Source organism: Pelobacter seleniigenes DSM 18267, assembly GCF_000711225.1.
Lineage (GTDB): Bacteria > Desulfobacterota > Desulfuromonadia > Desulfuromonadales > Geopsychrobacteraceae > Seleniibacterium > Seleniibacterium seleniigenes.
Map to the genome: position 1 here is coordinate 623,598 of NZ_JOMG01000004.1, position 24,080 is coordinate 647,677.

At 48.9% G+C, this 24,080-nt stretch carries 18 protein-coding genes; 15 read left to right on the forward strand and 3 right to left on the reverse strand.

Going from position 1 to position 24,080, the window contains the following annotated elements; all coding sequences use genetic code 11:
• Positions 1–1,040 precede the first annotated feature (1,040 nt).
• The 10 genes from N909_RS0119850 (at position 1,041) to prsR (ending at position 14,099) form a co-directional block, all read left to right on the forward strand.
• Positions 1,041–2,504, forward strand: coding sequence for a lipopolysaccharide biosynthesis protein (locus N909_RS0119850; RefSeq protein WP_155006020.1), 1,464 nt, complete (start codon positions 1,041–1,043; stop codon positions 2,502–2,504).
• A 39-nt stretch (positions 2,505–2,543) separates the two neighbouring features.
• A complete protein-coding gene (wecB, locus tag N909_RS0119855; protein WP_029917878.1) occupies positions 2,544–3,683 on the forward strand; it encodes a non-hydrolyzing UDP-N-acetylglucosamine 2-epimerase in 1,140 nt (379 codons plus the stop codon).
• 33 nt (positions 3,684–3,716) lie between these two features.
• On the forward strand, positions 3,717–4,961 hold the full coding sequence (wecC, locus tag N909_RS0119860; protein WP_029917879.1) for a UDP-N-acetyl-D-mannosamine dehydrogenase: 1,245 nt from the start codon (positions 3,717–3,719) through the stop codon (positions 4,959–4,961).
• A 153-nt stretch (positions 4,962–5,114) separates the two neighbouring features.
• Complete coding sequence (locus N909_RS25405) at positions 5,115–6,584, forward strand: Ig-like domain-containing protein (RefSeq protein ID WP_084167835.1); 1,470 nt, start codon at positions 5,115–5,117, stop codon at positions 6,582–6,584.
• Positions 6,585–6,700: 116 nt separating this feature from the next.
• Entirely contained in the window at positions 6,701–7,534 is an 834-nt protein-coding gene (gene xrtA / locus N909_RS0119870) for an exosortase A (protein WP_036684175.1), read from the forward strand.
• Between the two features lie 48 nt (positions 7,535–7,582).
• Positions 7,583–7,999, forward strand: coding sequence for a GxxExxY protein (locus N909_RS0119875; RefSeq protein WP_036684177.1), 417 nt, complete (start codon positions 7,583–7,585; stop codon positions 7,997–7,999).
• A 51-nt stretch (positions 8,000–8,050) separates the two neighbouring features.
• A complete protein-coding gene (locus N909_RS0119880; protein WP_029917883.1) occupies positions 8,051–8,689 on the forward strand; it encodes an exosortase C-terminal domain/associated protein EpsI in 639 nt (212 codons plus the stop codon).
• A 106-nt stretch (positions 8,690–8,795) separates the two neighbouring features.
• On the forward strand, positions 8,796–10,166 hold the full coding sequence (locus tag N909_RS0119885) for an MBL fold metallo-hydrolase (protein ID WP_029917884.1): 1,371 nt from the start codon (positions 8,796–8,798) through the stop codon (positions 10,164–10,166).
• Positions 10,167–10,318: 152 nt separating this feature from the next.
• A complete protein-coding gene (prsK, locus tag N909_RS0119890; protein ID WP_051689978.1) occupies positions 10,319–12,394 on the forward strand; it encodes an XrtA/PEP-CTERM system histidine kinase PrsK in 2,076 nt (691 codons plus the stop codon).
• Positions 12,395–12,686: 292 nt separating this feature from the next.
• Complete coding sequence (gene prsR, locus N909_RS0119895) at positions 12,687–14,099, forward strand: PEP-CTERM-box response regulator transcription factor (protein ID WP_029917886.1); 1,413 nt, start codon at positions 12,687–12,689, stop codon at positions 14,097–14,099.
• Positions 14,100–14,322: 223 nt separating this feature from the next.
• On the opposite strand, the gene N909_RS0119900 is transcribed toward prsR, so the two are convergent.
• Positions 14,323–15,201, reverse strand: coding sequence for a fibronectin type III domain-containing protein (locus N909_RS0119900; protein WP_029917887.1), 879 nt, complete (start codon positions 15,199–15,201; stop codon positions 14,323–14,325).
• A 367-nt stretch (positions 15,202–15,568) separates the two neighbouring features.
• Here N909_RS0119900 and N909_RS0119905 point away from each other — a divergent pair, with 367 nt between their 5' ends.
• The 3 genes from N909_RS0119905 to N909_RS0119915 all read left to right on the forward strand — a co-directional run bounded on the left by N909_RS0119905 (position 15,569) and on the right by N909_RS0119915 (position 17,738).
• Positions 15,569–16,246: a Crp/Fnr family transcriptional regulator gene (locus N909_RS0119905; RefSeq protein WP_029917888.1), complete on the forward strand. Its 678-nt coding sequence runs from the start codon at positions 15,569–15,571 to the stop codon at positions 16,244–16,246.
• An 81-nt stretch (positions 16,247–16,327) separates the two neighbouring features.
• Positions 16,328–16,702, forward strand: coding sequence for a nitrous oxide-stimulated promoter family protein (locus N909_RS26510; protein ID WP_029917889.1), 375 nt, complete (start codon positions 16,328–16,330; stop codon positions 16,700–16,702).
• 364 nt (positions 16,703–17,066) lie between these two features.
• Positions 17,067–17,738, forward strand: coding sequence for a response regulator (locus N909_RS0119915; RefSeq protein WP_029917890.1), 672 nt, complete (start codon positions 17,067–17,069; stop codon positions 17,736–17,738).
• Between the two features lie 168 nt (positions 17,739–17,906).
• On the opposite strand, the gene tpiA is transcribed toward N909_RS0119915, so the two are convergent.
• Positions 17,907–18,662, reverse strand: a complete 756-nt coding sequence (tpiA, locus tag N909_RS0119920) for a triose-phosphate isomerase (RefSeq protein ID WP_029917891.1) — start codon at positions 18,660–18,662, stop codon at positions 17,907–17,909.
• Positions 18,663–18,677: 15 nt separating this feature from the next.
• On the reverse strand, positions 18,678–19,868 hold the full coding sequence (locus N909_RS0119925) for a phosphoglycerate kinase (RefSeq protein ID WP_029917892.1): 1,191 nt from the start codon (positions 19,866–19,868) through the stop codon (positions 18,678–18,680).
• Between the two features lie 272 nt (positions 19,869–20,140).
• On the opposite strand from N909_RS0119925, the gene N909_RS0119930 reads away from it, so the two are divergent.
• Positions 20,141–20,974, forward strand: a complete 834-nt coding sequence (locus N909_RS0119930) for an MBL fold metallo-hydrolase (protein WP_051689979.1) — start codon at positions 20,141–20,143, stop codon at positions 20,972–20,974.
• 124 nt (positions 20,975–21,098) lie between these two features.
• Positions 21,099–24,080 carry a phosphoribosylformylglycinamidine synthase subunit PurS gene (locus N909_RS0119935; protein WP_029917894.1) on the forward strand — a complete coding sequence of 994 codons (2,982 nt, stop codon included), beginning with the start codon at positions 21,099–21,101 and terminating at the stop codon, positions 24,078–24,080.

The following is a 24,080-nucleotide window of genomic DNA, read 5'->3' on the forward strand; positions in this document are numbered from 1 at the left end:
TAGCCTATGACTTCTCCGGTATAGAGGTCTTTGTGGCCGGCAAGATATAGCCAGCTTTCGGCCGTGGGGATATGGGTGTCCCATGTCGGGTTCGGGACGGCCTTGAAAAAAATAGTTTAGAGGGCTCCTTGTGGTCAGTCACTAAGTATTGCGAATTTTTCGTTGCCTTGAACTTCTTGATTTTTTGATTTGCTTGCAGTGCTGGCCACCTTTCTGCCTATTCGCTTGATCTGGTGAACACCAACATGAATGTTGTGGTCAGTAAGGTCCTCTTTTAGGCGCTCTGGGCCGTAGGCTTCTTTGGCTCTTTTATGAGCCACAATAATTTCAAGTTCGAGCCGTTTTTCTTTTTTCCAGGAGAGGTTCTGTTCGTTTCAATTAGGTATATAATAGCCACTTATTGAAAGCTCCAAAAGGCAGCATAGTAGAGGAGTCGGATGCTCAAAGCGAAGCTGTTTTATTAGCGCGTATCGTGCAGCGACTCCTTGTCAAAGCCAGCTGGTGGCCTTTTTGAAAATATCTCGCTCCTGCTTGAGCTGGGGCCGCTCTCAGTTGACGCGAGCGAACTCTTTCTCAATCTCGGTCAAGGGGAACTGCTCACTGCCGATATCGCCAAGTTTGCCTGTTCTGTGAGTCCTGTCCAGCTTTCAGGGATCGATTTAGGAGTTGTTGGATGCTTCATATGCAGTTAAGCCTCCTCTGTCACCATTTTCACGGCTTCGTTACGAATTTCTTTCGAATAACGAGCGTTTGATCTTTTTGATATTGTGGCATCTCCGCTCGGAGTAGATTGTAAACTTTGGTATCTGATATTTTTCAACTTATCTCTGGTTGTGTGGTGTCTTGGGCGATAAAATCAACGCTCGGATGGCTGCGATTGGTTAAGACCTCAGGGTGATCCTGAGAACTTTTAGTTTTCTTGAAAATTTTAAAAGAACAAATTGGCAGAATGACAAATTGAGTTAAGTCACAAGAGAAGCGATTGCTTCAGTCTGAAGAACAGGCTTTGGAACTATCAACTATTTAAGGAGATGTAGTTTTTGAATCATGTTGCTAAAGGCATTATGAAAGGATCTATTTGGCTGCTTTCTCTAAGAATGTTGATGAGAGGTTTAGGTGTTATTAGCACCTTAATCCTTGTCCGGCTTTTGACTCCTGAAGATTTTGGCCTCAATGCTATTGCGATGTCTATATTTTCCTTGATTGATTTGTTTTCTAGGTTTGGTTTTGATACTGTTCTTATTCAAAAGCAAGATTCAGATATGGATGATTACAATACAGCTTGGACTTTGAATATTTTTTTGGGCTTATTTTCTTTTGTTTTTATAATTATATTGAGCCCTTATGCTGCAATTTTTTATAATAATAAAAATATTAAATATATTCTTGTTGCAACAGCATTTTTATTTTTAATAAATTCTTTTTCTAATATAGGTGTTGTTGATTTTAGGAAAAATTTGACTTTCCATAAGGAGTTTATACTTCAGATAATACCAAAAATAATTAGTTTTTTTTGTACTATTGCTTTGGCAATTACTTTTAAAAATTATTGGGCTCTTATTATTGGTAGTTTGGTTTGGAAGTTTTCTATCGTCGTTGTCAGTTATATTATGAGCTCTTTTAGGCCAAGAATTTCTTTTAGTAAAATCAATGATCTCTTTAATTTTTCTAAATGGTTGTTTTTTAACAATGTTATTCAATTTTTAAATACAAAATCTCCAGAGCTTGTTATTGGGAAAATGATAAACCCTAGTGCTGTTGGGCTCTTTTCAATCTCTACTGAAATATCTAATATGGCGTCTTCTGAACTTGTTTCGAGTGTTAATCGGGCGTCTTATCCGGGCTATTCAATTGTGGCCAAAGATCCTGAACAACTTAAAGAGTTGTATCGTGGCGTAATGGGGAGTATCGCTATTTGGGTTTTGCCCGCGGGAATTGGCCTAGCATCAGTTTCGAAAATTTTTGTTTCTTGCTTCTTTGGTGATAAGTGGGTGGGGATGGAGCACGTGATTGTTTACTTGGCATTGGCCAGTATGCTGTTCGCTTTAAATTCTAATTCTGGATATGTTTTTTTAGCAACAGGGAAACCTAAAATTACTACTTTTATTTCACTGGCAAGAGTTCTCTTATTTATTCCTCTTTTTATTGTTGGAGTAAAATATAATGGTGTCGTTGGTGCAGCACAGGCAGCTCTTTTTTCATCACTTTTTGTTTTTATAACGTATAGTTTTGTTCTGTGCAAATACCTTTCTTATTCTTTTGTAGATTTTTTTAATATTTTTATTAAGCCTTTGCTTGGATCTCTTTTAATGGCTTTTTTACTGAGATGGTTTATAAGTTTTGAATTGAATATTTCTGAATACTTTTTGTTGTCTGTATTGGTAATTGGTGGTGCTGGCTTTTATTTAATTATGGAAATTTGCCTTTGGGTCATCTTTGGGTCTAATGATGGTCCTGAAAAAAAAGTTGTTGATTATTTTTTATCTAAAATACGCATATCTTAAAAACTATCTGTTTTTAATAATTTTAATTATGGCGATAATATGGCTATAAAAAAGATTCTCTCAATTTTCGGCACTCGCCCTGAAGCCATTAAAATGGCTCCTGTTGTTAAGGCCCTTGAAACGTCCGATCTGCTGGAGTCAGCTGTTTGTGTGACGGCTCAACATCGGCAAATGCTGGATCAGGTGTTGAACCTGTTTCAGATCAGGCCACAGTTCGATTTGAATATCATGGCGCCCGGGCAAGACCTGTTTGACGTGACCAGCCATGTTTTACTTGGCCTGAAGCCGGTGTTGGAGGGCTATCGGCCTGACATGATTCTGGTCCATGGTGACACGACGACGACAATGAGTGCAGCGCTGGCGGCTTTTTATCTGCGTATCCCGGTTGGGCATGTCGAAGCGGGGCTGCGGACCGGCAACAAGGCCGCACCGTTTCCTGAGGAAATCAACCGCTGCCTTACCGGTCATATTGCTGATCTGCATTTTGCACCAACTCTCACGGCCCGAGAAAACCTGCTTCGTGAGGGTATCCCGACGGAGAACATTCACATTACCGGAAATACGGTCATCGACGCCTTGCTTGAGGTGGTCAGTTCTATTCGTGAGGACAGACTGCTCCAAGGGCGGTTCGCTGAACAATTTTCTTTTCTTGATCCTGAAAAAAGACTGATTCTGGTTACCGGACATCGGCGGGAAAATTTTGGAGCAGGGTTTGAGAATATTTGTCAGGCCCTGGCCCGAATCGCGGAAACCTTTCCGGATACGGAAATTGTCTACCCGGTGCATTTGAATCCGAATGTTCAGGCTCCGGTGCGACGGATTCTTGGCGCGACCCCCGGCAATAATGTGCACTTGATTGATCCTTTGGATTACCTGCCTTTCGTGTATTTAATGGATCGATCCTACCTGATTATCACTGATTCTGGCGGTATTCAGGAAGAAGCCCCATCATTGGGCAAGCCGGTGTTGGTGATGCGTGACACAACTGAGCGGCCCGAGGCGGTTGTTGCCGGCACTGTTGAGCTTGTTGGCACTGACGCAGAGCGAATTTATTCCGCTGCCGCGGCTTTATTAACGGATCAGAACAAATATCGGCGTATGAGCGAAGCGCATAACCCGTATGGAGACGGACATGCGAGTCAGCGGATTGTAACGTTGCTTGAAAATTATTTTGCCTGATTTTTTATCTTCAACTGGGAACGGGACTGACATATGCAAAATTATCAAAAAATAGTTGTCATGGGACTTGGTTATATCGGCTTGCCGACAGCATCGATGCTGGCTACCAAAGGGTTGCAGGTCTTGGGAGTGGACGTTAATGCTTCAGCGGTTGATACCATAAATCACGGTAAAATTCATATTGTCGAACCTGATCTCGATATCCTGGTCAAATCAGCGGTTAACAGCGGGAACCTGAAAGCGTCCATGACTCCTGAACAGGCCGATGCTTTTATTCTGGCGGTACCGACCCCTTTTGTTGCCGATGCAGAAGCCCACGAGAAAATTCCGGATTTGAGTTATGTTGAAGCTGCGACCAAGGCAATTTGCCCTTATCTGGAAGAAGGGAACCTGGTGATTCTTGAATCAACTTCCCCGGTTGGAGCGACAGAGATGATTCGGGACATTATTTACCGGGAACGTCCTGACCTTGCCGAAGTTGATCCGCAAAAGAAGCATGGCCGCATTTATGTGGCCCATTGTCCGGAGCGGGTTTTGCCCGGCAGTATTCTCCGTGAACTTGTTGATAATGATCGCATTGTTGGTGGCGTAGATAAGGAGTCGGCCCAGAAGGCTCAGTCTCTGTATAAATCGTTTTGCAGCGGGAAGATTTTTCTGACCGACAGCCGGACCGCTGAAATGGCCAAGTTGGTCGAAAACTCTTTTCGTGATGTCAATATCGCTTTTGCCAATGAGCTGTCCCTGATCTGTGATCGGTTGTCGATCAATGTCTGGGAATTGATTGAGTTGGCTAACAAGCACCCTCGTGTTAATATTTTAAGCCCTGGGCCTGGCGTCGGGGGACATTGTATCGCTGTCGATCCTTGGTTTGTCGTCCATGCTGCCCCTGAGACCGCGCGATTGATTCGTACCGCCCGCGAGGTGAATGATGGAAAACCACACTGGGTGCTGGAGAAAATCAAACAAAAAGCGGATCGCTTCAGAGATCCTGTCATCGGCTGCCTGGGGCTTGCATTTAAAGCAAATATTGATGATTTAAGGGAGTCTCCGGCGTTGCAGATTGCTCAGCAGCTGGAACGCATGCAGATCGGTAAGGTCATGGCTTGTGAGCCGAATGTGGTCAATGGTCATAGCCCGCTTCCGCTTCATGATCTTCATGATGTGCTTAAGGAAGCGGATATCCTGGTTCTGCTGGTCGATCATGATGAGTTCAAGGAAATCGATCATGAACTGCTGAAGGCCAAAGTTCTTATAGATACGCGTGGCTGTTGGCGGTAAAAGGCTATCTGCATTTAATTACCATACGGAAAACTCCGAATCGTAATTAGTTGGCATCCGGAAACTCCGGACGTCAACGCATAAGTTTTCAGATTGGCAACGAGCAGTTTCCGGGGAAAATCATTGAGTCGGTAGTGAAAATAGACGGTTATTATGAGATCTTTCTATACCGAATTATTTACTAAGCAATCAAGGCAGTCTATTTTTAGTTATCGCTGCTTTCTAATCATTATTTGTTTACTTCTGCTTTCGGGTGGATGCAAACGTGCGGTGGAGGCCTCCGGTACTAAAATATCAACACCGGTACCGGTTGCATCAATTCAAGTGTCTCCAGCCGAGGTCTCTTTAGCGGTTGGGCAGAAATTGCAGTTGTCTGCCACCCTTGGTGATGCTGCCGGAAATATGTTGCCGCATCGAAAAGAGGGTGCGAGCCATATCGTTGGTTCTGAAGTTAAAACAATGACAGTTATTGCCGATACTAAGGGCAGGGCCGGTAGATCTGTCAGTTGGAGTTCAAACCGTCCTGATCTTGTCAGTGTCGATGCAAAAGGGCAGGTAGTCGCTCATGCGATTGGTATGGCTGAGATTACTGCAATAAGTGAAAAATGCAGTGAGACTGTAACTGTTCATGTGGTTGAGTCGAAGCATAGTGGGTTTTCCATTTCACCGTTATCCGGAAGTTTGATGGTGGGAGAAAAACTCCCGCTTGTTGTTTCGTTGGCGAGCGGCAAAAAGAACCTGCCGATAGTCTGGAAAACGGAACAGCCATCTCGGGCAACCGTTTCTCAAGACGGTGTCGTTAGCGCACTTGCGCCGGGTAAGGTTTTGGTCCAGGCCAGTAATGGCGAGCAGAAAGCTGAAGTTCTCTTGGTGATTACTCCGCTGGAACTGATCAGCGGACTTGATTTTCCTGGAAACGCAGGGGTCAACACAACATTGCGGTTCGAGTTTGCCGTACCGTTAGCGGCCTTTCCTGCAACCTACATCTGGCGAGCTTATCCACGCCAGCAACAATCGTATTACACCTCATTTTTTTGGGGAAATAACGGCGTATTTCATCCTTCAAATACTTATTATGGTTTTCACCCTTATCCGGATTGGAATACCGATCAGCAACAGTTTTGGGAAGTTGCCGCACCACCCGGCGGAGATCATCTTAGTTTAGAGTACGTTGTGTATGACCGTTGGTATGTGCAGGTGGCAATCTGCCGAGAAATTGGTGATACTGCGGTTTATGAATTTTTTTGGGATTGGCCCGACCGGTCCAGGGTGATTCGCTATACAGGTAAGCGCTACGCTAATCCGCCGGCGCCTGTTCTGGTTGTTGGTGATGCTCCTTGGAACCAGGGAAATGAGGTTTGGAATGGAGTGCTTCGTGGCTTTCAATTTTACGATTCAGCAATGACTTTGGACGAAATTACCAAGGAGATCAGTTCGCCTGCATCTGTGCGCAAACCCTGGTACCAGAATCTGAATCCAACCCCTGACGATATTTCTGATAAGAGTGGTAATGGACATCATCCGGTCTGGGTCGGCTATGAACGCCCCGTGTTGTGGAAAGCAATGGTCAATGCAGGTGGGAATAAAATTATCAGAACGCCTATTCCCGCATGCTATGAATAAAGAAATATTCCTTGTAGATCAGATGTTGCCCCGTTGAAACTGCTGGATGAAAATTTGATTCATATGGATATGTTTGTGGTACGATTTGAATGTTTTTTTGAAGGGGGTTGACTGTCTTGCAAACAAATCTGAATTCCCGTCCATTTATACTGATTGGTTGTGCCATTCTTGCATTTGTGGCTGTCTATTTTCAGATTTTGAATGGGTTGTATCTGGACTGGTCAAATGATCCAAATTATTCACACGGCTTTCTGGTTCCATTTATTTCCGCTTATTTCATCTGGCAACAGCGTGAACGACTTCAGCAATTGCCGGCAAAACCGGCAAACTCGGGTCTTGTGCTGATTGCTTTTTCATTGTTTGTGCTGATGGTTGGCATTGCCGCCCAGGAATATTTTACCCGGCGTGCCTCAATGGTTTTTTTGCTTGCCGGCATCGTGCTTTTTTTGCTGGGCTGGCAGTGGCTAAAATCTTTGGCATTACCAATTGCATTCCTTTTTTTTATGATCCCCCTGCCATACATCATTTATGATGCCATGGCCTTTCCTCTCAAACTGTTTGTTGCCAAGTTCTCTGTTCTCGCTCTTAAGCTGATGGGAGTTGTGGTTCTGCGCGAAGGCAACATCATCATGTTTCCTAATACCGTGTTGGAAGTGGCTGATGCCTGCAGCGGTTTGCGCTCGTTGATGTCCTTGCTGGCCTTGGGGGTCGCTCTGGCCGTGTTGACCCAAAGAAGAAAAGTCGCGATGATTTTGCTAGTTGCGCTGACAGTGCCGATTGCGGTTGTGACCAATATGTTCCGGGTCATCGGGACTGGCTATCTGGCCCAATATTACGGAACTGCCGCCGCAGAAGGTTTCTTTCACGAATTTGCCGGTATGGGTGTGTTCCTGCTCGCGATGGTGCTGTTGTTTGTGGCAAGCGGAGTGTTGAGAAAGATTCTTAATTAGCCGCAGATGTATATGCAGATGGGCGGTTTTCTATAGGGGGAAGGGAAAATGTCCACGGAAGACACTGAACGCACGGAAAATAGACCTGAAATTAAACTTTTATTTGAGAGTCAGACCTACGAAATACGTGGCGCTGTTTTTGAAGTGTACAGGGAGCTAGGCTGTGGTTTTCTTGAATCTGTATATCAAGAATGTCTGGAAATTGAATTCCGGAAAAGAAAAATCCCTTATTTGGCTCAGCATCGACTGAATTTGACCTATAAAGGTCAGGTGTTGAAGCAAACCTATATCCCTGATTTTATCTGTTTTGACGATATTATCGTCGAGATAAAGGCCGTTTCAAACGTCACGGGCGAGCATCAGGCTCAAATCATGAATTATCTTAAAGCAACAAGTAAAAAGCTTGGGTTGTTGGTCAATTTTGGTTCATTCCCAAAAGCAACTGTAGAGCGAATTGTCTTTTGATTTTTGTCCGTGAGTTCTGTGCTTTCCGTGGAGTATGATAAAGGTTCTTTTATGTCTAACATCAAAACCTGGCGATTTATAATCCTTTACCTTCTCCTCGGGATGACGGCATTGTATGTTCATACCCGTTCTGAGGCATCGGTGCCGGTGAATAAACCCCTTAATCTTTTTCCGCAAAAACAGGGGGATTGGGTAATGACCGGGCAGGCGCGGTTCGATACGCGGGTGCTGGAAGTTTTGCTACCGACGGATTATCTGTCACGAACCTATCAGGACAGCAGTGGAGATGTCGCTTCACTTTATGTCGGCTACCATGACGGCGGGCCTGACAGCGGGCCGATCCATTCTCCCAAGCAGTGTCTTCCGGGAAGTGGCTGGGATCGGGTCAATGCTGAAGTTCACCAGCTGGATGTCAATGGCACGGTCGTTTCCTATGTCAGCTCGCTGTATCAAAAAGATAGTGAGAAGCAGCTGTTCCTGTACTGGTTCCAGGTTGGGGATCGGTATCTCACCAACGAATATGCCTTGAAATTCTCCATGGCCAAAAATTCCATGTTGCATAACCGGCGCGAATCGTCTTTTATTAGAATTTCCGTGCCGGTCACCACCTCTGAAGAGGCGGCGCTGGAGATAGGGAAATCATTTATTAAGGGCTTTGCCCCGACCATTTCTGCATCTTTACCGAAATGAGATTTCAAGCCTCACCTGTACACTCTTAATTCTGACGAATTTGTTTTCAATTTATCTGCGATAATCTGTGTTCATCTGCGGCTATTCTTAGGGAGAGGGGAAAGTGATTTATCCGGATATTGTCTTCCATGGTGCGACCCAAGGTGTCACCGGTTCTTGTCATGAGCTGCGTGTTGATGCCGATCATTCCATTTTGATTGATTGTGGACTGTTTCAGGGGGATGAGAATCATGCTCTTGAAATGGACTTTCCCGTTGGGCAGATCAAGGCTCTGGTTTTAACCCATGTCCACATTGATCATGTCGGCCGTATTCCATACCTGTTGGCGGCAGGGTTTAGCGGGCCAATTTATTGCTCTGAGGCAACTGCAGCGCTGTTGCCGCTGATGTTGGAAGATGCCGTTAAAATTGGTTTTACCAGGGATCAGCGGCTGATTGAAAAATTCCTGGATAAAATAAATGCGTTGTTACGCCCGATCAAATACGGGCTGTGGCAGAATATTCCTCTGGGGGCAGCCCCGTTGCAAATCAAGCTTAAACCGGCCGGTCATGTTCTTGGCTCTGCGTATGTGGAATGTGACTGCGCTGGAAAGCGCCTGGTTTTTTCCGGCGACCTTGGGGCTCCATATGCTCCGCTGCTGCCAGCGCCCAGATCGCCTTATCGGGCGGATATCCTGGTTCTGGAAAGCACTTATGGCGACCGCTGCCACCCGTTGCGCCGGGATCGTCGTCGGCACTTGCAGCGTGTTATTGAGAAGGCTCTGGAAAACCGCGGTGTCGTTTTGATACCGGCCTTCAGCCTGGGCAGGACTCAGGAATTGCTGTATGAACTGGAAGATATCATTGACCGGTCAAAAGGACGCAATGCCGCAGCCGGGCTGCCTTGGCATGACCTGGAGATCATTGTTGATTCGCCGTTGGCCAGCCGATTTACTGAATCATTCCGGCAACTGAAGCCGTTCTGGGATGCTGAGGCGAGAAAGAAAGTGGCAGCCGGAAGGCATCCGCTCTCTTTTGAACAGCTCACCACCATCGGATCGCACGCCGATCATCTGCATACGGTTAAATACCTGAAAAAAACTGGGCGGCCCTGTATTGTCATAGCCGGTGGCGGAATGTGTAGTGGCGGTCGGATCGTCAATTACCTGAAAGCCTTGCTGGGCGATGAACGGACTGATGTCGTTTTTGTCGGTTATCAGGCAGCCGGGACTCCCGGGCGTGCCCTGCAGGAATACGGCCCGAAACATGGTTATGTGGTGCTGGAGAACAAGCGCTATCCCATTGCCGCTGCCGTTCACAACCTTTCCGGATACTCTGCCCATGCCGATCAGCATAACCTGGTCAACTTTGTCAGGAGAATGCGCAAAAAACCGGAAAAGATCTATCTGGTCCATGGGGATGCTGCGGCCAAATCAGCATTGAAAGATGAATTAAGCTTGTTGTCAGCACAGATTGAGATTGTCATAGCAGGTTCCTGAAAACCTGCCTGTTAAACCCGTTTTTCAACAACCTGATTCCTCAGTAATTTGTGACTGTTGTCCTCATTAATGGCATGGTAGACTGTTCAGAATTGTGAAGCACTATTGGTTTTTATTCACGATTCATTCATCACGTTTCAGGGTGCAGGCACATGCTCACGATTTTATTTCTGTCATTGCTGATTATTGTTGCTTTAATCGGGGCGTGCATTCTTTTTGTAAATCGCCGTTCCTACCCGGTGGCGACCTATCTTTATGTTCTTTCTTTACTGGTTCTGGCCGGCCTCTCCTTTGCTGATATTCATCTCTTGCTCAGCAACGCTGATTTTGTCATTTGGCAGAAGATAGCCGTTACTGGCGATGTCCTATTGGCGGTGTGTTTGTATTTTTATACCAAAACCATATTCCGGGATAACTCAAAGATTTACCTTGGTTTTGGTTTTTGGGCTTCGGTTGTTGTCGCTTGTGGAATGCTGGTTTATGTTGTCATGACCCCGCTAAACCAGTTGATCTTTGCCCCTGATTTTGCACAGGAAAAGATGTTTTTCCTGACCGATCAGGGATTTTGTGTTTATTTGTTGCTGATGGTTTTTCTGGTCTTCGGCCTGGTTCAGTTGGAGCGAACCTTTACCGGGCTGCACAGTTTGCAGCGCTGGCGCGTTAAAATTGAAATCATCGGCAGCGGTTTGCTGCTTGCCTCCTGTGCTCTGTACTACAGTCATAGTCTTCTGTACCGCTCCATCAATTTGAGTTACCTGGAACTTCTGGTCCTGGCGGCCCTGGCGGCGATAGCATTGGTTTGTTATTCAAGGCTTTTTCGAGATAAGCAGGGGGGGCGCTTAGCATTATCGCGGGGGATTGCCCACCGTTCTTTTGTTCTGCTTATTGTCGGGGGGTATCTGATTATCCTGGGCATTGTTGGTGAAGGACTTCGATATTTGAATGTCAGCAATGCCAAGCCGGTTTTTTATATCATCATGATCGTTGCCAGTCTTGGCTTGGTCGGTGTTTTTGTATCGGAGAAGTCCCGCCGTAAATTCAAAGTCATTTTGCATAAAAATTTTTACCAGAGTAAATACGACTATCGCGACCAATGGGAAGGCTTCGTAAAAAAAATCACGGTCAGTGACTCTTTGGCTGAACTTCAGCAAGGCATTCTTGATCTGTTCTGCGAGCCGTTGGCATGCAAAGGGGCCGCTCTTTATTTACATGATTCGGAAACCGGTGAATATCTCCCGAGCGCGGCATTCAATCTTATGAGAGATTGGCGACCGTTTCCGTTGGATGACCCGCTGATCGAAAAGCTGCAACAGAAAAACTGGATTGTGAATATGCGGGAAGAAAATCCGGATCTGGACGGGTCTATGATTCATACCTTTGGCCATTCTGGTATCTTCCTGGTTGTGCCAATGTTTTTTGATGAAGAATTGGCCGGCTTTGTGATCCTGGCTGAGCAGATCAATCCTGAAGAATTGTCCTATGAGGACTTTGATCTGTTGCGGATGCTGGCCGGACAGTCCATCGCAACGGTGCAGGGCCTGCGTCTGTCTGAACAGTTGACAGCAACTCGTGAACTAGCGGCGATCGGCAAAGTCGCGACGTTTGTTTTGCATGACCTTAAAAATCAGGTTTCAGGGTTATCGTTGATGTTGGATAACGCCCGCGAATACATCACGGATCCTGAATTTCAAAAAGATATGCTTGAAACGATCGGCAATACTGTTACAAATATGAATGGGCTGATTTTGCGCCTGAAAAACCTGAAAGAAAAACCGGTCCTTGTTGTTGCCACTGCCAATCTTGAAAAAATTGTCAATGAGGCTGTTGAAACTGCCGGTGGACATATTTCCGCTGCAGGTGAGCCGGTTGAGATCGCTGCCGATGATGAGGAGATCTATAAAGTCATTCTCAACCTGCTGGTAAATGCTCTTGAGGCCTCGGCTGACAGTCATGCGGTCACAATCGAATATGGCCGGGCTTCCCGGCAGGCGTTTGTCCGGGTCACCGATAAGGGCTGCGGGATGACGGCCGAATTCATCGAGGAAAAATTATTCAAACCCTTTGCCACGACCAAAAAACACGGCTTCGGAATCGGCCTGTATCAATGCCGGCAGATTATGGAAGCCCATGGTGGAAGTATCGATGTCGTCAGCCAGCCGGAAGAGGGCACGACCTTTACCTTGCTACTGCCGCTGGCTGGCGAGGCGTATGCGAACCTTAAGACGTAATGGATTTCGTGGGGATCCACTGAATGGCGCTAGTTTAAGAGTCGCTGGCAGCAAAACCGGGACTGTCCCCGCACGGGGGCTGTCCCAGGTTTTTGCGGTGCTAACCGCGACAGTTTCATGGCTCGCAAACTCTTGGGACAGCCCCCGATGACCCTGGGGACAGTCCCGAGTTTACTGCAAAGTTACTTAAACAAGCGCCATTCGGGGATGCACTGTAAACCTTTTCGCACTTCAAGACTTACACGATATAAATGAAAACCTTGCAACAGGGAGTGAGATCCAGGAGAGGGCTTTGGAAAAACTACTGATTGTTGACGATAGCAGTGAAATCAGAAAACAGCTTAAATGGGGGCTGGGTAAGGATTATCGCATTCTTTTGGCCGAGTCCGTGACCGAGGCGATCAGCTTGTTTGAGCAGCACCAGCCAGCTGTTGTGACCCTTGATCTGGGACTGCCGCCGGATATCGACGGCGCGACCGAAGGGCTGCGCTGTCTGCAACTTATTCTGCAAAGGCATCCTGAGACCAAGGTGATTGTTCTGTCCGGCAATGAGGAACATCAGAACGCCCTGGCGGCAGTCGATATGGGCGCTTACGATTTTTATCATAAACCCATCGACCTGGCCGAGTTGAAAATTATCCTGTCGCGGGCTTTTCATGTCGCCGCACTTGAGCAGGAGAATCGTCGCTTGCAGGAGGCAACCTCACAGCGTGACAAGGGGTTTAGCGGTATTTTCGGCCAGTGCCCGCAAATGCAGAAGGTGTTTGCCACCATCAAAAAGGTGGCCTCGATAAATGTTCCGGTGCTTATTCTTGGAGAAAGCGGCACCGGCAAAGAGGTTGTGGCTCAGGCTATTCACCGGCAGGGGGTGCGTGGGGAGCATAATTTTGTCGCCATAAACTGCGGGGCTATTCCGGAAAATCTCTTGGAATCAGAACTGTTCGGTCATGAGAAGGGGGCTTTTACCGGTGCCCAAAGTCGCGTTCTAGGCAAGGTTGAGTTTGCCGGGGGCGGAACCCTGTTTCTTGACGAAATCGGTGAAATGCCGACTTTGCTGCAGGTGAAATTGCTCCGTTTTCTCCAGGAAAAAGTCATCCAGCGGGTCGGCGGACGCGAAGATATCGCCGTGGATACGCGGATTATCGCTGCGACCAATATCGATATTGAACAATCGATCCGCAAAGGAGAGTTTCGGGAAGATCTTTTTTATCGGATCGGAGTTATTGCCATTGATTTGCCGCCGTTGCGCGACCGTGGTGAAGATATCGAACTGCTGGCCAACGTTTTTTTACAACGTTTTTCCCAGGAATTCGGGAAGAAGGTTCGAGGCTTCAGTTCCACGGCCATCAAGTGGCTGTATGATTATGACTGGCCGGGAAATGTGCGGGAACTGGAAAATAAAATCAAACGAGCGATTGTCATGGCAGAGAATCCCATTGTTGAACCTTGGGATCTTGGTTTTATCGACAGAGAAGAAGAGGACGTCAATGGCACTGCACCTGCCCAGTCGGTCGGGGTCGCTGATGCCTTTCTGCCTGAAGGCCTGACCTTAAAAGAGGCCCGCTATCAGGTTGAACATCGCCTGCTGCAAGCCACCCTTGAAAAAACTCAAGGGAATATTCAGAAATCAGCTGAAATCCTGGGAGTCAGTCGACCGACTTTTTATGACCTGCTGAAGAAACATGGACTGCATCAGCCGGAATGACAAATAGAACTCAACGTTTCATACTGCTAGTGTCCCGTTCGGTTAGTTATTTGAATTAATTTTGAGTCATTTTTGTTGCTGTCAAGGCGTGCCGCCGCAGGCCTATCTGGGGCTAAGCCGAGAAGGCAGAAGGTAGACAGCGGCAAAAATGACCGGAATTGGGATAGAGAACTAACCGTACGGGAGACGAGGGTAGAGCGACGTCCTCTGTGCTGCTTGCTATTCAATTGGTCGTAAAGCTGTAAACGTCACTCTGATACTCAAGAGCAGCATTTGTTTCATCAACCGCGACAACTTTCCAGTAGTAGGTCGTTCCCGTTTCCAAATCATAGATGGTCTGAGAGGTGACCGTCCCCGTATCGACGGAACTGAACACGGTGCCCGAGGGTGTGGACCCGTTATCTACCGTGCTGCCGTTATCACTGCCGCTGCCACTTCCCCCTCCGCCACCGCAGGCGGTCAGGGCAAGGCTTAAGGTCAGCAGCGCCCCTGCCATAAGGGGAGCGGGGTTCAGCCGTTGCCGGATTACTTTTATCCGCCCGAAAAAGAACACCAGCAAGGCGCTGAAAAAGAATGTTGGCAGCAGTTTGTGCGGAGGTGGGAGCTTCTTGATGGGAGAGACCGGAGGAAGCAATCCGGCGTTTTCGACTTCTTGGCGATCTGTGCCATAAAAAAGGATATAGGATACGTCATATCCGACCGGAGCGGCCTCCCATTCAAAAAGGACCGGTGAGAAAGCAGCCCTCTGTTGGTTGCTCGGTGAGACCAATTGCGGCTGCCAGCTGTTATTCACGATGTTGGAGAAGGTGCTTTCGTTGCCGCTGCCATCATAAGCCGTAACCGAGAAATAATAGACGGCATTGTCATCAAGCCCCGACAATTTTGCGCTGAGATTGTCTCCCACATCAATCGGCGAGTCCCCTTCGATGGCTCCTGTTCCTTCCAGAGGGAGTGTGTCATCGCCTTTGTTGTAATAAACCTTGTATCCGGCAACGGAATCCGAAGGGCTGGCATCCCAGGAAAGGGTAATATCTAAAGCAAAAGAGGGTGACGCCAGGCAGACCAGGAGGGTTACGAGGATTGAAATTAAGGATATTTTCATATGGGATCAACTTTTCATTTGTGATGAATTATTAATTTGGCAGTTGCAAATTATCGATTTTATAACAGATGCTGTTGAGAAAGTAAACCCTGCAAAGTGTTGTTTTATAAGAAGTTTTATTTCTTATGAATTGGTTAATAATTTAAGATACTTGCACGTCTGGTGATGAAATGGCAGGCTGACTCATTAAAATATTACCCTTTTTGTCTTAAATAGGGTCGATAATTCGGCAGGTGTGACCAGTCCTTGCTCCTGCTTGGATCACCAACTGCTTTGCCACGGTTGAGGGGCTGCTCTGGTGTATCCGATGCCTATATGATATTTTGGCAATTCGTGATGGGAGCATTCATATATTGATAGGAAGATTATGATTCGTTTTGATGTGATACAGCATTGTCACCTGTTTGCCGGGTTGACCGAGGGTGATATCGGGCTTCTTTCTTCGATTATCAAAGTGCGCTCATGCTCTCGCGGGGAGATTCTTTTTGAGGAGGGGGAGCGGGCTACAGGCTTTTATGTCGTGGCCACAGGGAAAGTCAAAATCTATAAATTGTCTCCCGGCGGCAAGGAGCGAATCCTCCATGTGGTCCAGCCTGGGAATAGTTTTGCTGATGCAGCTATTTTTGCCGATGGCTGCTATCCCGCTTTTGCCGAAACCCTGACAGCGGCGGAGCTGTATTTTTTCCCAAAAAATGACTTTCTGCAGCTGCTCCATGACCATTCACAGTTATCAATCAATATGATTGCAGGCCTGGCCAGGTATCTGCGCCAGTTCACGACCCAGATTGAAGACTTGACCTTCAGGGATGTTCCAGCCCGGCTGGCCCGTTACTTACTCAGTCTGGCCGACCATGGCAAGGGCAGCCTGAGCCTCCCTGTGGCCAAAGCCCAGCTTGCCTCCAATTTGGGCACCACCAGTGAGACTTTGTCGCGAACGTTGCGGAAACTGTCCGATGAAGAAATCATCCAGGTAGCTGGGAAAAAGATTGAGATCCTGGATGCCGATCGCTTGTATGAATTGTCGGAAGGTTTTCGTGATGAGTGAGGGAGCGTCTCAAATGCCGGCAGTTCAAGAAATTTGACGGAAATCAATTTTTGCAGGAATCGTTTCTGTTATTCTGGCGGTATGAATCGAGATCTTGCTGAGCATTCCGAATTAACTTCCAGGGAAAAAAAAGACCTGAAGGTTTTGGCCTTATTTACCTGGGTTTATTGCCGTGACCATCATCGTGACCAGATTGTTGAGAAGAATGATCCGACAGTCGCTTCCTTTCAAATTCCAAAACGTTTTCGCTATTGCCCTGAATGTTGGAGTTTTCTGAACTATGCCATCAGTCGGCGTCTGCAGTGTCCGCTGGAGGATAAGCCGACCTGCAAACACTGTCATATTCACTGCTACCGTCCCGGTCATCGGGACAGGGTTCGTGAAATCATGCGCTATTCCGGTAAGAAACTGCTGAAAAGAGGGCGTCTTGATCTCTTGGTGCATTTTCTATTCTGATGCTTTCTGCTCAGCTCTTCACCCTTGGCAATTGTCAAGTCCGTTGACGCCGCGGCTGTTTTGGCTGTGGCGCGGGGGAATGTCGTTTTTTATTTAAAAGAATCAATAGGTTAAGAGCATATCGTTGGTTCCGATGGCTTACTCCTCGTTGCTGCTGGCGGCATTTTTAATCTTCTGTCAGATCCCGTGCCTGCCCTGGATTTTTAATGTAACGCGCTAAAATAACTATTTTATCTTGAGTGACAGAGCATATCCTGCTAGTCTTGTCTAATAAGAGAGTTATTATTATAATTTTCAGGTTGCGTGCGACTGATTATCCAGGTTTTAGGTCTGCGTAGCTATATTTACCAAAAGGAGACGTTGAATGCAGATTCTCGTTGTAGAAGATGAAAAAAAGGTAGCAAGTTTTATTCAACGGGGGCTTGAAGAGGAAGGTTTTACGGTCGATGTCGCCTACGATGGGGAAGAAGGAGTCACGAAAGCCACGGCCAAGACTTTCGATTTGATCCTGATGGATGTCATGCTGCCTAAAAAGGATGGCCTGACCGCCATCAAGGAATTGCGTGAAAAGGACATTTCGACGCCGGTTTTGTGCCTGACTGCACGTGATTCGGTTGATGACAAAGTTAATGGACTTGATATCGGTGCTGACGACTATTTAGCCAAGCCTTTCGCTTTTGCCGAGTTGGTTGCGCGTTGCCGTGCATTGATCAGAAGAGGATCGAAAGATCGTGGTGCGGAAATCTTTTTTGCCGATCTGCGTCTTGACCCCGTTGCTCACAAGGTCTGGCGTGGAGACCATGAAATTGATCTGACCTCCAAAGAATACGCGCTGATGGAATACTTCATGCGCAATCCCAACCGCGTGTTGACTCGGGCCATGATTGCTGAAAACGTGTGGGATTATACGTTTGACTCATTCACGAATATCATTGATGTTTATGTGAATTACCTGCGTAACAAGGTTGATCGTGATTACGAGAAGAAACTGATTCATACGGTGCGGGGGCAAGGCTACATGCTCAAGGAATCCTGAGCAGCTGTTTTTTGATTTAAAACCGATAACCACCAAAGCGATCAGCGTCATGCTGGTCGCTTTTTTTGTAGAGGTCTGTTCGTTTAACCTGAAATGATCCGGGCAGGCAAACTGATTTGTTCGCCTGCCCGGAATTGAGTTCAGGAGGAGCTGATTTTCTGCTTCGAATTAACTCTGAAACTTAATAATCCGCAAGAAATCCTCAGCATTAAGGCTGGCGCCTCCGACCAGCGCACCGTCAATATCGTCCTGGGCCATCAAGCCGTCCACATTACCGGGCTTAACACTGCCGCCGTAAAGAATGCGGACCGCAGCGGCAACCTCGGGCGTAAACAGTCCCTGGACGAGGCCGCGAATAAACGAGTGTGCTTCCTGGGCCTGCTCATCTGTCGCGGTTTTTCCTGTGCCGATCGCCCAGACCGGTTCGTACGCGATGACAATCCGCTCCATCTGCTCTGCGGTCAGACCGGCGAGGCCGCCTTTGACCTGGCGGGTTAAGACCTCCAGCATCTGATCCGTTTCGCGCTCTTCCAGGGTTTCGCCAATGCACAAAATCGGGTTCAAACCGGTTTCGAGGCACTTGAGGACTTTCTGATTGATGAACTCATCTGTTTCGGAAAACAGCTGGCGCCGTTCAGAGTGGCCGATGATGACATAGCCGCAGCCGGCGTCTTTGAGCTGGGCCGGGGAGACTTCTCCGGTAAATGCTCCCTGATCGGCAGGATAACAGTTTTGAGCGGCCAGCCCGATGTGGGTGTCACCGACCACCTGATTGACGGCGGCGAGGGCGGTAAAGACCGGGGCAATGACAATATCGCGATCCTTGACGTCGGCCGTACCGACAAACAGCTGCTGAGCCAGGTCGCGGGATTCCGCGAGGGTTTTATGGAGTTTCCAGTTACCGGCAATAAATGGTCTGCGCATGATGTTCTCCTGTTATCATTTGTCAGTGAGGGCAACAACTCCAGGGAGGGCTTTGCCTTCCAAAAACTCCAGAGAGGCACCACCGCCGGTGGAAATATGGGTCATTTTGTCCTGCAGGTTGGATTTGTTGACTGCGGCGACGGAGTCTCCACCACCGATAATAGAGAGACAATCCGCCGCAGCCAGTGCTTCGGCAACGGCAAAGGTTCCCTTGGCAAAAGCGTCGAACTCAAACACGCCCATCGGCCCGTTCCAGACTACCGTTTTTGCCGTACTGATTTTTTTTGCATAGAGCTTGATGGTCTCCGGGCCGATATCCAGTCCCATGCCGACGGCGGGAAAATCGGCGTTGCCGGCAATCTTACTGGGACTGTCCGAGGCAAAGGCCTCGGCAACGACATGATCCGTCGGCAACAGGAATTCGACCTTTTTCTCCTTGGCCATGGTCAACAGATCGCCTGCCAGGGCAATGCGGTCCTCTTCGACCAATGATTGACCGACCTCTATCCCCTGGGCTTTCAGGAAAGTGTAAGCCATCCCGCCGCCGATGAGAATACTGTCGACTTTGCTCAGCAGGTTTTCAATGACGGTAATCTTGTCACTGACCTTGGCCCCGCCCAGGATGGCGACAAACGGTCGTTCCGGGTTGGCCAGGGCGCTGCCGAGATACTGCAGCTCTTTCTGCATCAGATAACCGGCAACTGCCGGCTGGAGCAACCGGGCGACTCCTTCGGTTGAAGCATGGGCGCGATGGGCAGTGCCGAAAGCATCGTTGACGTAGATTTCGGCGAGTGATGCGAGCTTTTTCGCAAACTCGGGATCGTTCTTGGTCTCGCCCTGATGAAAACGGACATTTTCCAGCAGCATGACCGAACCGTTGTTCAACTGCTCGGCCAGCATGTTGATGTTTGGCCCAACGCAATCAGGGGCCATGATGACCTGTTTGCCGAGCAGGTTGCTCAGATGGGTGGCGACCGGGCACAAACTGAAAGCCGGATCCGGAGCTCCTTTGGGGCGGCCGAGGTGGGAGGCCAGAATAACCTTGGCGCCCTGGTCAACCAGGTAACGGATGGTCGGTAAGGCGGCCTGGATGCGTGTGTCATCGGTGATTGTTCCTTCATCGTTGATGGGAACATTGAAATCGACCCGGCAAAACACCCGTTTCCCGGTTACGGCGATATCTTCTATGGTTTTTTTTTCGAACATGCTGACTCCTTGCACTGGTGAAAAAATCCTTGTTGCTTCATAGTATAAAAGATCAGAACATAAATGCGACATTGAATAATGTTAATTTCTGCTGCCTTGGGCAGCCCGTTGCCCGCCCGGGTGGATACCTGCTCAAGAGTACATAAAAACAGGGCCTTTGCAAATCTCTTTTGCGCTAAAATCCTGACCCTTGGGGGTGCTTTTCTACTTGCAGCAGGAGAGGAATTTAGGTATAAGGGCAACGCCTTCAGGTGACGAAAGGAAACGGTGTCGTGCGGGTATGTTTACTGGCCAGCGGAAGTCGCGGGAACAGTGCTTTAATTGAGGCAGACGACTGCAGGTTATTGATTGACGCCGGACTGTCGGGGAAAGAAACGGAACGCCGTCTGGCCACGCTCGGCCTGACCGGGGAAGACTTGAACGCCATCCTCGTGACCCACGAACACCATGATCATGTCGGCGGTATCGGCCCATTGGCGCGCCGTTACAAGCTGCCGGTCTATATTGACCGGCAAACCCATGCCGCCTTACCAAAACTTGGAATCATTGAAGATTTGCATCATTTTATTGCCGGGGAAAGTTTTTCTTTCCGCGGGTTAGCCATATCTTCATTTTCCACGACCCATGATGCCGTTAATCCGGTCGGTTTCACGATTGATTCGTCCGAAGGAAAGATCGGGTTTGCCACCGACCTGGGCATGCCGACCCGGCTTGCCGCAGACCAATTGAAACAGTGCCGGGTGCTGGTTCTCGAAGCCAACCATGATGAACAGATGCTGCAAGACGGGCCTTATCCCTGGTCTTTGAAACAGCGCATTCGCAGTCGTCATGGCCATTTGTCCAATGTCGAAGCCGGCCGCTTGCTGGAGGATATTCGTTGGCCAGGACTGGAGGCTTTGTTTCTTGCACACCTGAGCGAGGAGAACAACTGTCCTGACCTGGCGACGACATTTTTTACCGGAGCCTTTGAACCTTTCGGGCTGTTTCCTCAAATCATTATCGGTAGGCAGCATGAAGCAAGTCTATGTTTTTCCAGTAAAGAAACGGACGGAGGATCGTTTGGGATGCCCGGGGCAGGCTATCCCCAAGTGAATGATATCTCCTGAACTCCTGGGTTAAGGCAATAGATCGGGCCTCATTTTTTAGCACGAATTTGTTAAATGTCCCGCTACAGCGGGCTTCTCAATGAATCGGTTGAGAAATCAGAATTTAAACTGATGGAGCAAGTAAATGGCTTTTAGAATCGTTGTCGGCTTTAAACCGGGTGTCAAGGATGCCCGTGGGGAAAGGGTACAAAGGGAGCTCAAAGAACATTTGGGGCTCAAAGTCAAAGCAGTGCGTACCCTGGACGTCTACACCGTTGATACCCGACTGAGCAATGAAGAGGTGGAAAAGGTGGCGGCGGGTCCGTTTTCAGACCCCGTTATCCAGGAATACGCCATCAATAAGCCCCTGGCCGATGATTTTGATATGTTGATCGAGGTTGGCTATCGCCCCGGGGTTACAGATAACACCGGACGGACCGCAAAAGAGGCGATCCAGTACCTGACCGGGCGACCGTTTGCCGCCGGAGAAGGGGTGTATACCTCGACTCAATATCTGTTCAGCGGGTTGACTGATAAGGCCCTTGCCGAAAAAGTCGCGCGGGACTTTCTGGCGAACGGGCTGATTCAGCGCTGGACCATCCTCAGTGCTGCAGAGCTTGATCCGCAGACCGGTGTGCCGGCGACTGTTCCTAAAGTTGTCAGCGATACGGCTCCGGCGGTCACCAGCATGAATTTGGATATTCCGGACAGTGAACTGCTCGAAATCAGCCGGCAGGGGATGCTGGCCCTCAACCTGGAGGAGATGGCCTGTATTCAGCGGCACATTGCCGATCCCCAGGTCGTCGCCGAGCGGGAGCGGATTGGACTCGGGGCGGAACTGACCGACGTTGAACTGGAAGCCATTGCCCAGACCTGGAGCGAGCACTGCAAGCATAAAATCTTCTCTGCCAAAGTCGAGTATGAAGACCAGGAAGGCAACCGTGAGGTCATCGACTCTCTGTTTAAAACCTATATCATGGGGGCCACTGCCAAAGTCAGGGAAAACCTCGGGGACAAGGATTTTTGTCTGTCGGTGTTTAAAGACAATGCCGGGGTGATTGAGTTCAACTCCGATTGGAGCGTGGTCTTCAAGGTTGAAACCCACAACTCGCCGAGCGCCCTTGATCCGTACGGCGGCGCCTTGACCGGCATTGTCGGGGTCAACCGCGACGGCATGGGAACCGGCATGGGTGCCCGGCTGATCTTCAATACCGATGTCTTCTGTTTTGCTTCTCCCTTTATGAAAAAAGAACTTCCGGCCCGGTTGCTGCACCCGCGGCGGATCTTCGAAGGTGTTGTCGAAGGCGTTGAACACGGCGGCAATAAAAGTGGTATCCCGACGGTGAACGGCTCGATTCTGTTCGATGACCGTTTTGCCGGCAAACCGCTGGTGTATTGCGGGACCGCTTCTTTCATGCCCCGAATGCTCAACGGCAAACCCTGCCATGAAAAAAAGGTCCAGGTCGGTGATCATATTGTCATGACCGGTGGTCGCATCGGCAAGGATGGAATTCACGGCGCGACCTTCTCTTCTGAGGAACTGCACGAAGGCTCGCCGGTGACCGCGGTGCAGATCGGCGATCCCATTACCCAGCGGAAGATGTTTGACTTCCTGATCGTGGCCCGGGATCGCGGGCTGTATAACTCGATCACCGACAATGGCGCGGGCGGATTGTCGTCCTCGGTCGGTGAAATGGGCGAAGATACCGGCGGCTTTGAACTGCACCTTGACCGGGCACCGTTAAAGTACCCGGGACTGCGACCCTGGGAAATCCTCATTTCCGAGGCCCAGGAGCGTATGACCCTGGCGGTTCCGCCGGACAAACTGGCTGAGCTCATGGAGCTGGCTGCCGATATGGACGTGGAAGCCAGCGATCTCGGCGTCTTTACCGATTCCGGTTATTTCCATTGCCTTTACCAGGGGAAAACCGTTGCCTACCTGAGTATGGAGTTTATCCATGACGGCCTGCCGCAGATGGTGCTTAGCGCCAAGTGGCAACCCAAGGGCCTGGAAGAACCGGTGCTGATGCAACCGGAAAATATGGGCGCTGAACTCCACAAGCTGCTCTCCCGGTTGAATATCTGCTCCAAAGAATCCGTGGTCAGACGTTACGATCATGAAGTGCAGGCGGGGACCGTAATCAAACCCTTGACCGGGGTGACCAATGATGGACCTTCCGATGCCGCAGTGTTCAGACCTTTGCTGGACTCCTTTGAAGGGGTTGTGGTCGCCCATGGGATCTGTCCCAATTACAGCGATATCGATACCTACCATATGATGGCCTGTGCCATTGATGAAGGCTTACGCAACTATGTTGCGGTCGGTGGCAATGTCGATCATGTTGCCGGTTTGGATAACTTCTGCTGGTGCGACCCGGTGCAGAGTGAAAAGACGCCTGATGGTGCCTACAAGGCTGCGCAGTTGGTTCGGGCCAACCAGGCTCTTTACGATTACTGTGTCGCTTTCGGGGTTCCGCTTATTTCCGGCAAGGATTCGATGAAAAACGATTACCAGATCGGTGAGAGCAAGATCTCCATCCCGCCGACCGTGCTGTTTTCAGTCATTGGCAAAATTGACGATGTCCGCAAGGCAACCTCCATGGATGTCAAGCGCCCGGGCGATCTGGTCTATCTGCTGGGCATGACCCGTGATGAACTGGGCGGTTCGGAATATTATGCCGAATACGGCGCCTTGGGACGGAATGTCCCACAGGTCGACGCCAAACAGGCCCTGTTACGCTATCGAACCCTGAATCAGGCCCAGCAGCAGGGGTTGGTTGCCTCCTGCCACGATCTGTCCGACGGTGGTCTCGGGGTTGCCCTGGCCGAAGCGGCTTTTGCTGGCGGGTACGGGCTTGACATCGATCTGAAGGCGGTGCCGGCGGAGCAGGTCAAACGCGAAGATAACCTGCTCTTTTCCGAGTCGCAAAGCCGTTTGCTGGTGACCGTTCACCCGCAGGATCGGGAGGCTTTTGAAGAGCTTTTTGTCGGTCAATGTTGTTCTCTGATCGGTACCGTCTGCACAGAGCAGACCTTGACCATCCACGGGCTGCAGGGACAGCTTCTGGTTGATGAGTCGTTGGAAACGTTGAAAGAGGCGTGGCAAGCGCCGTTGCGGGAGATGTAG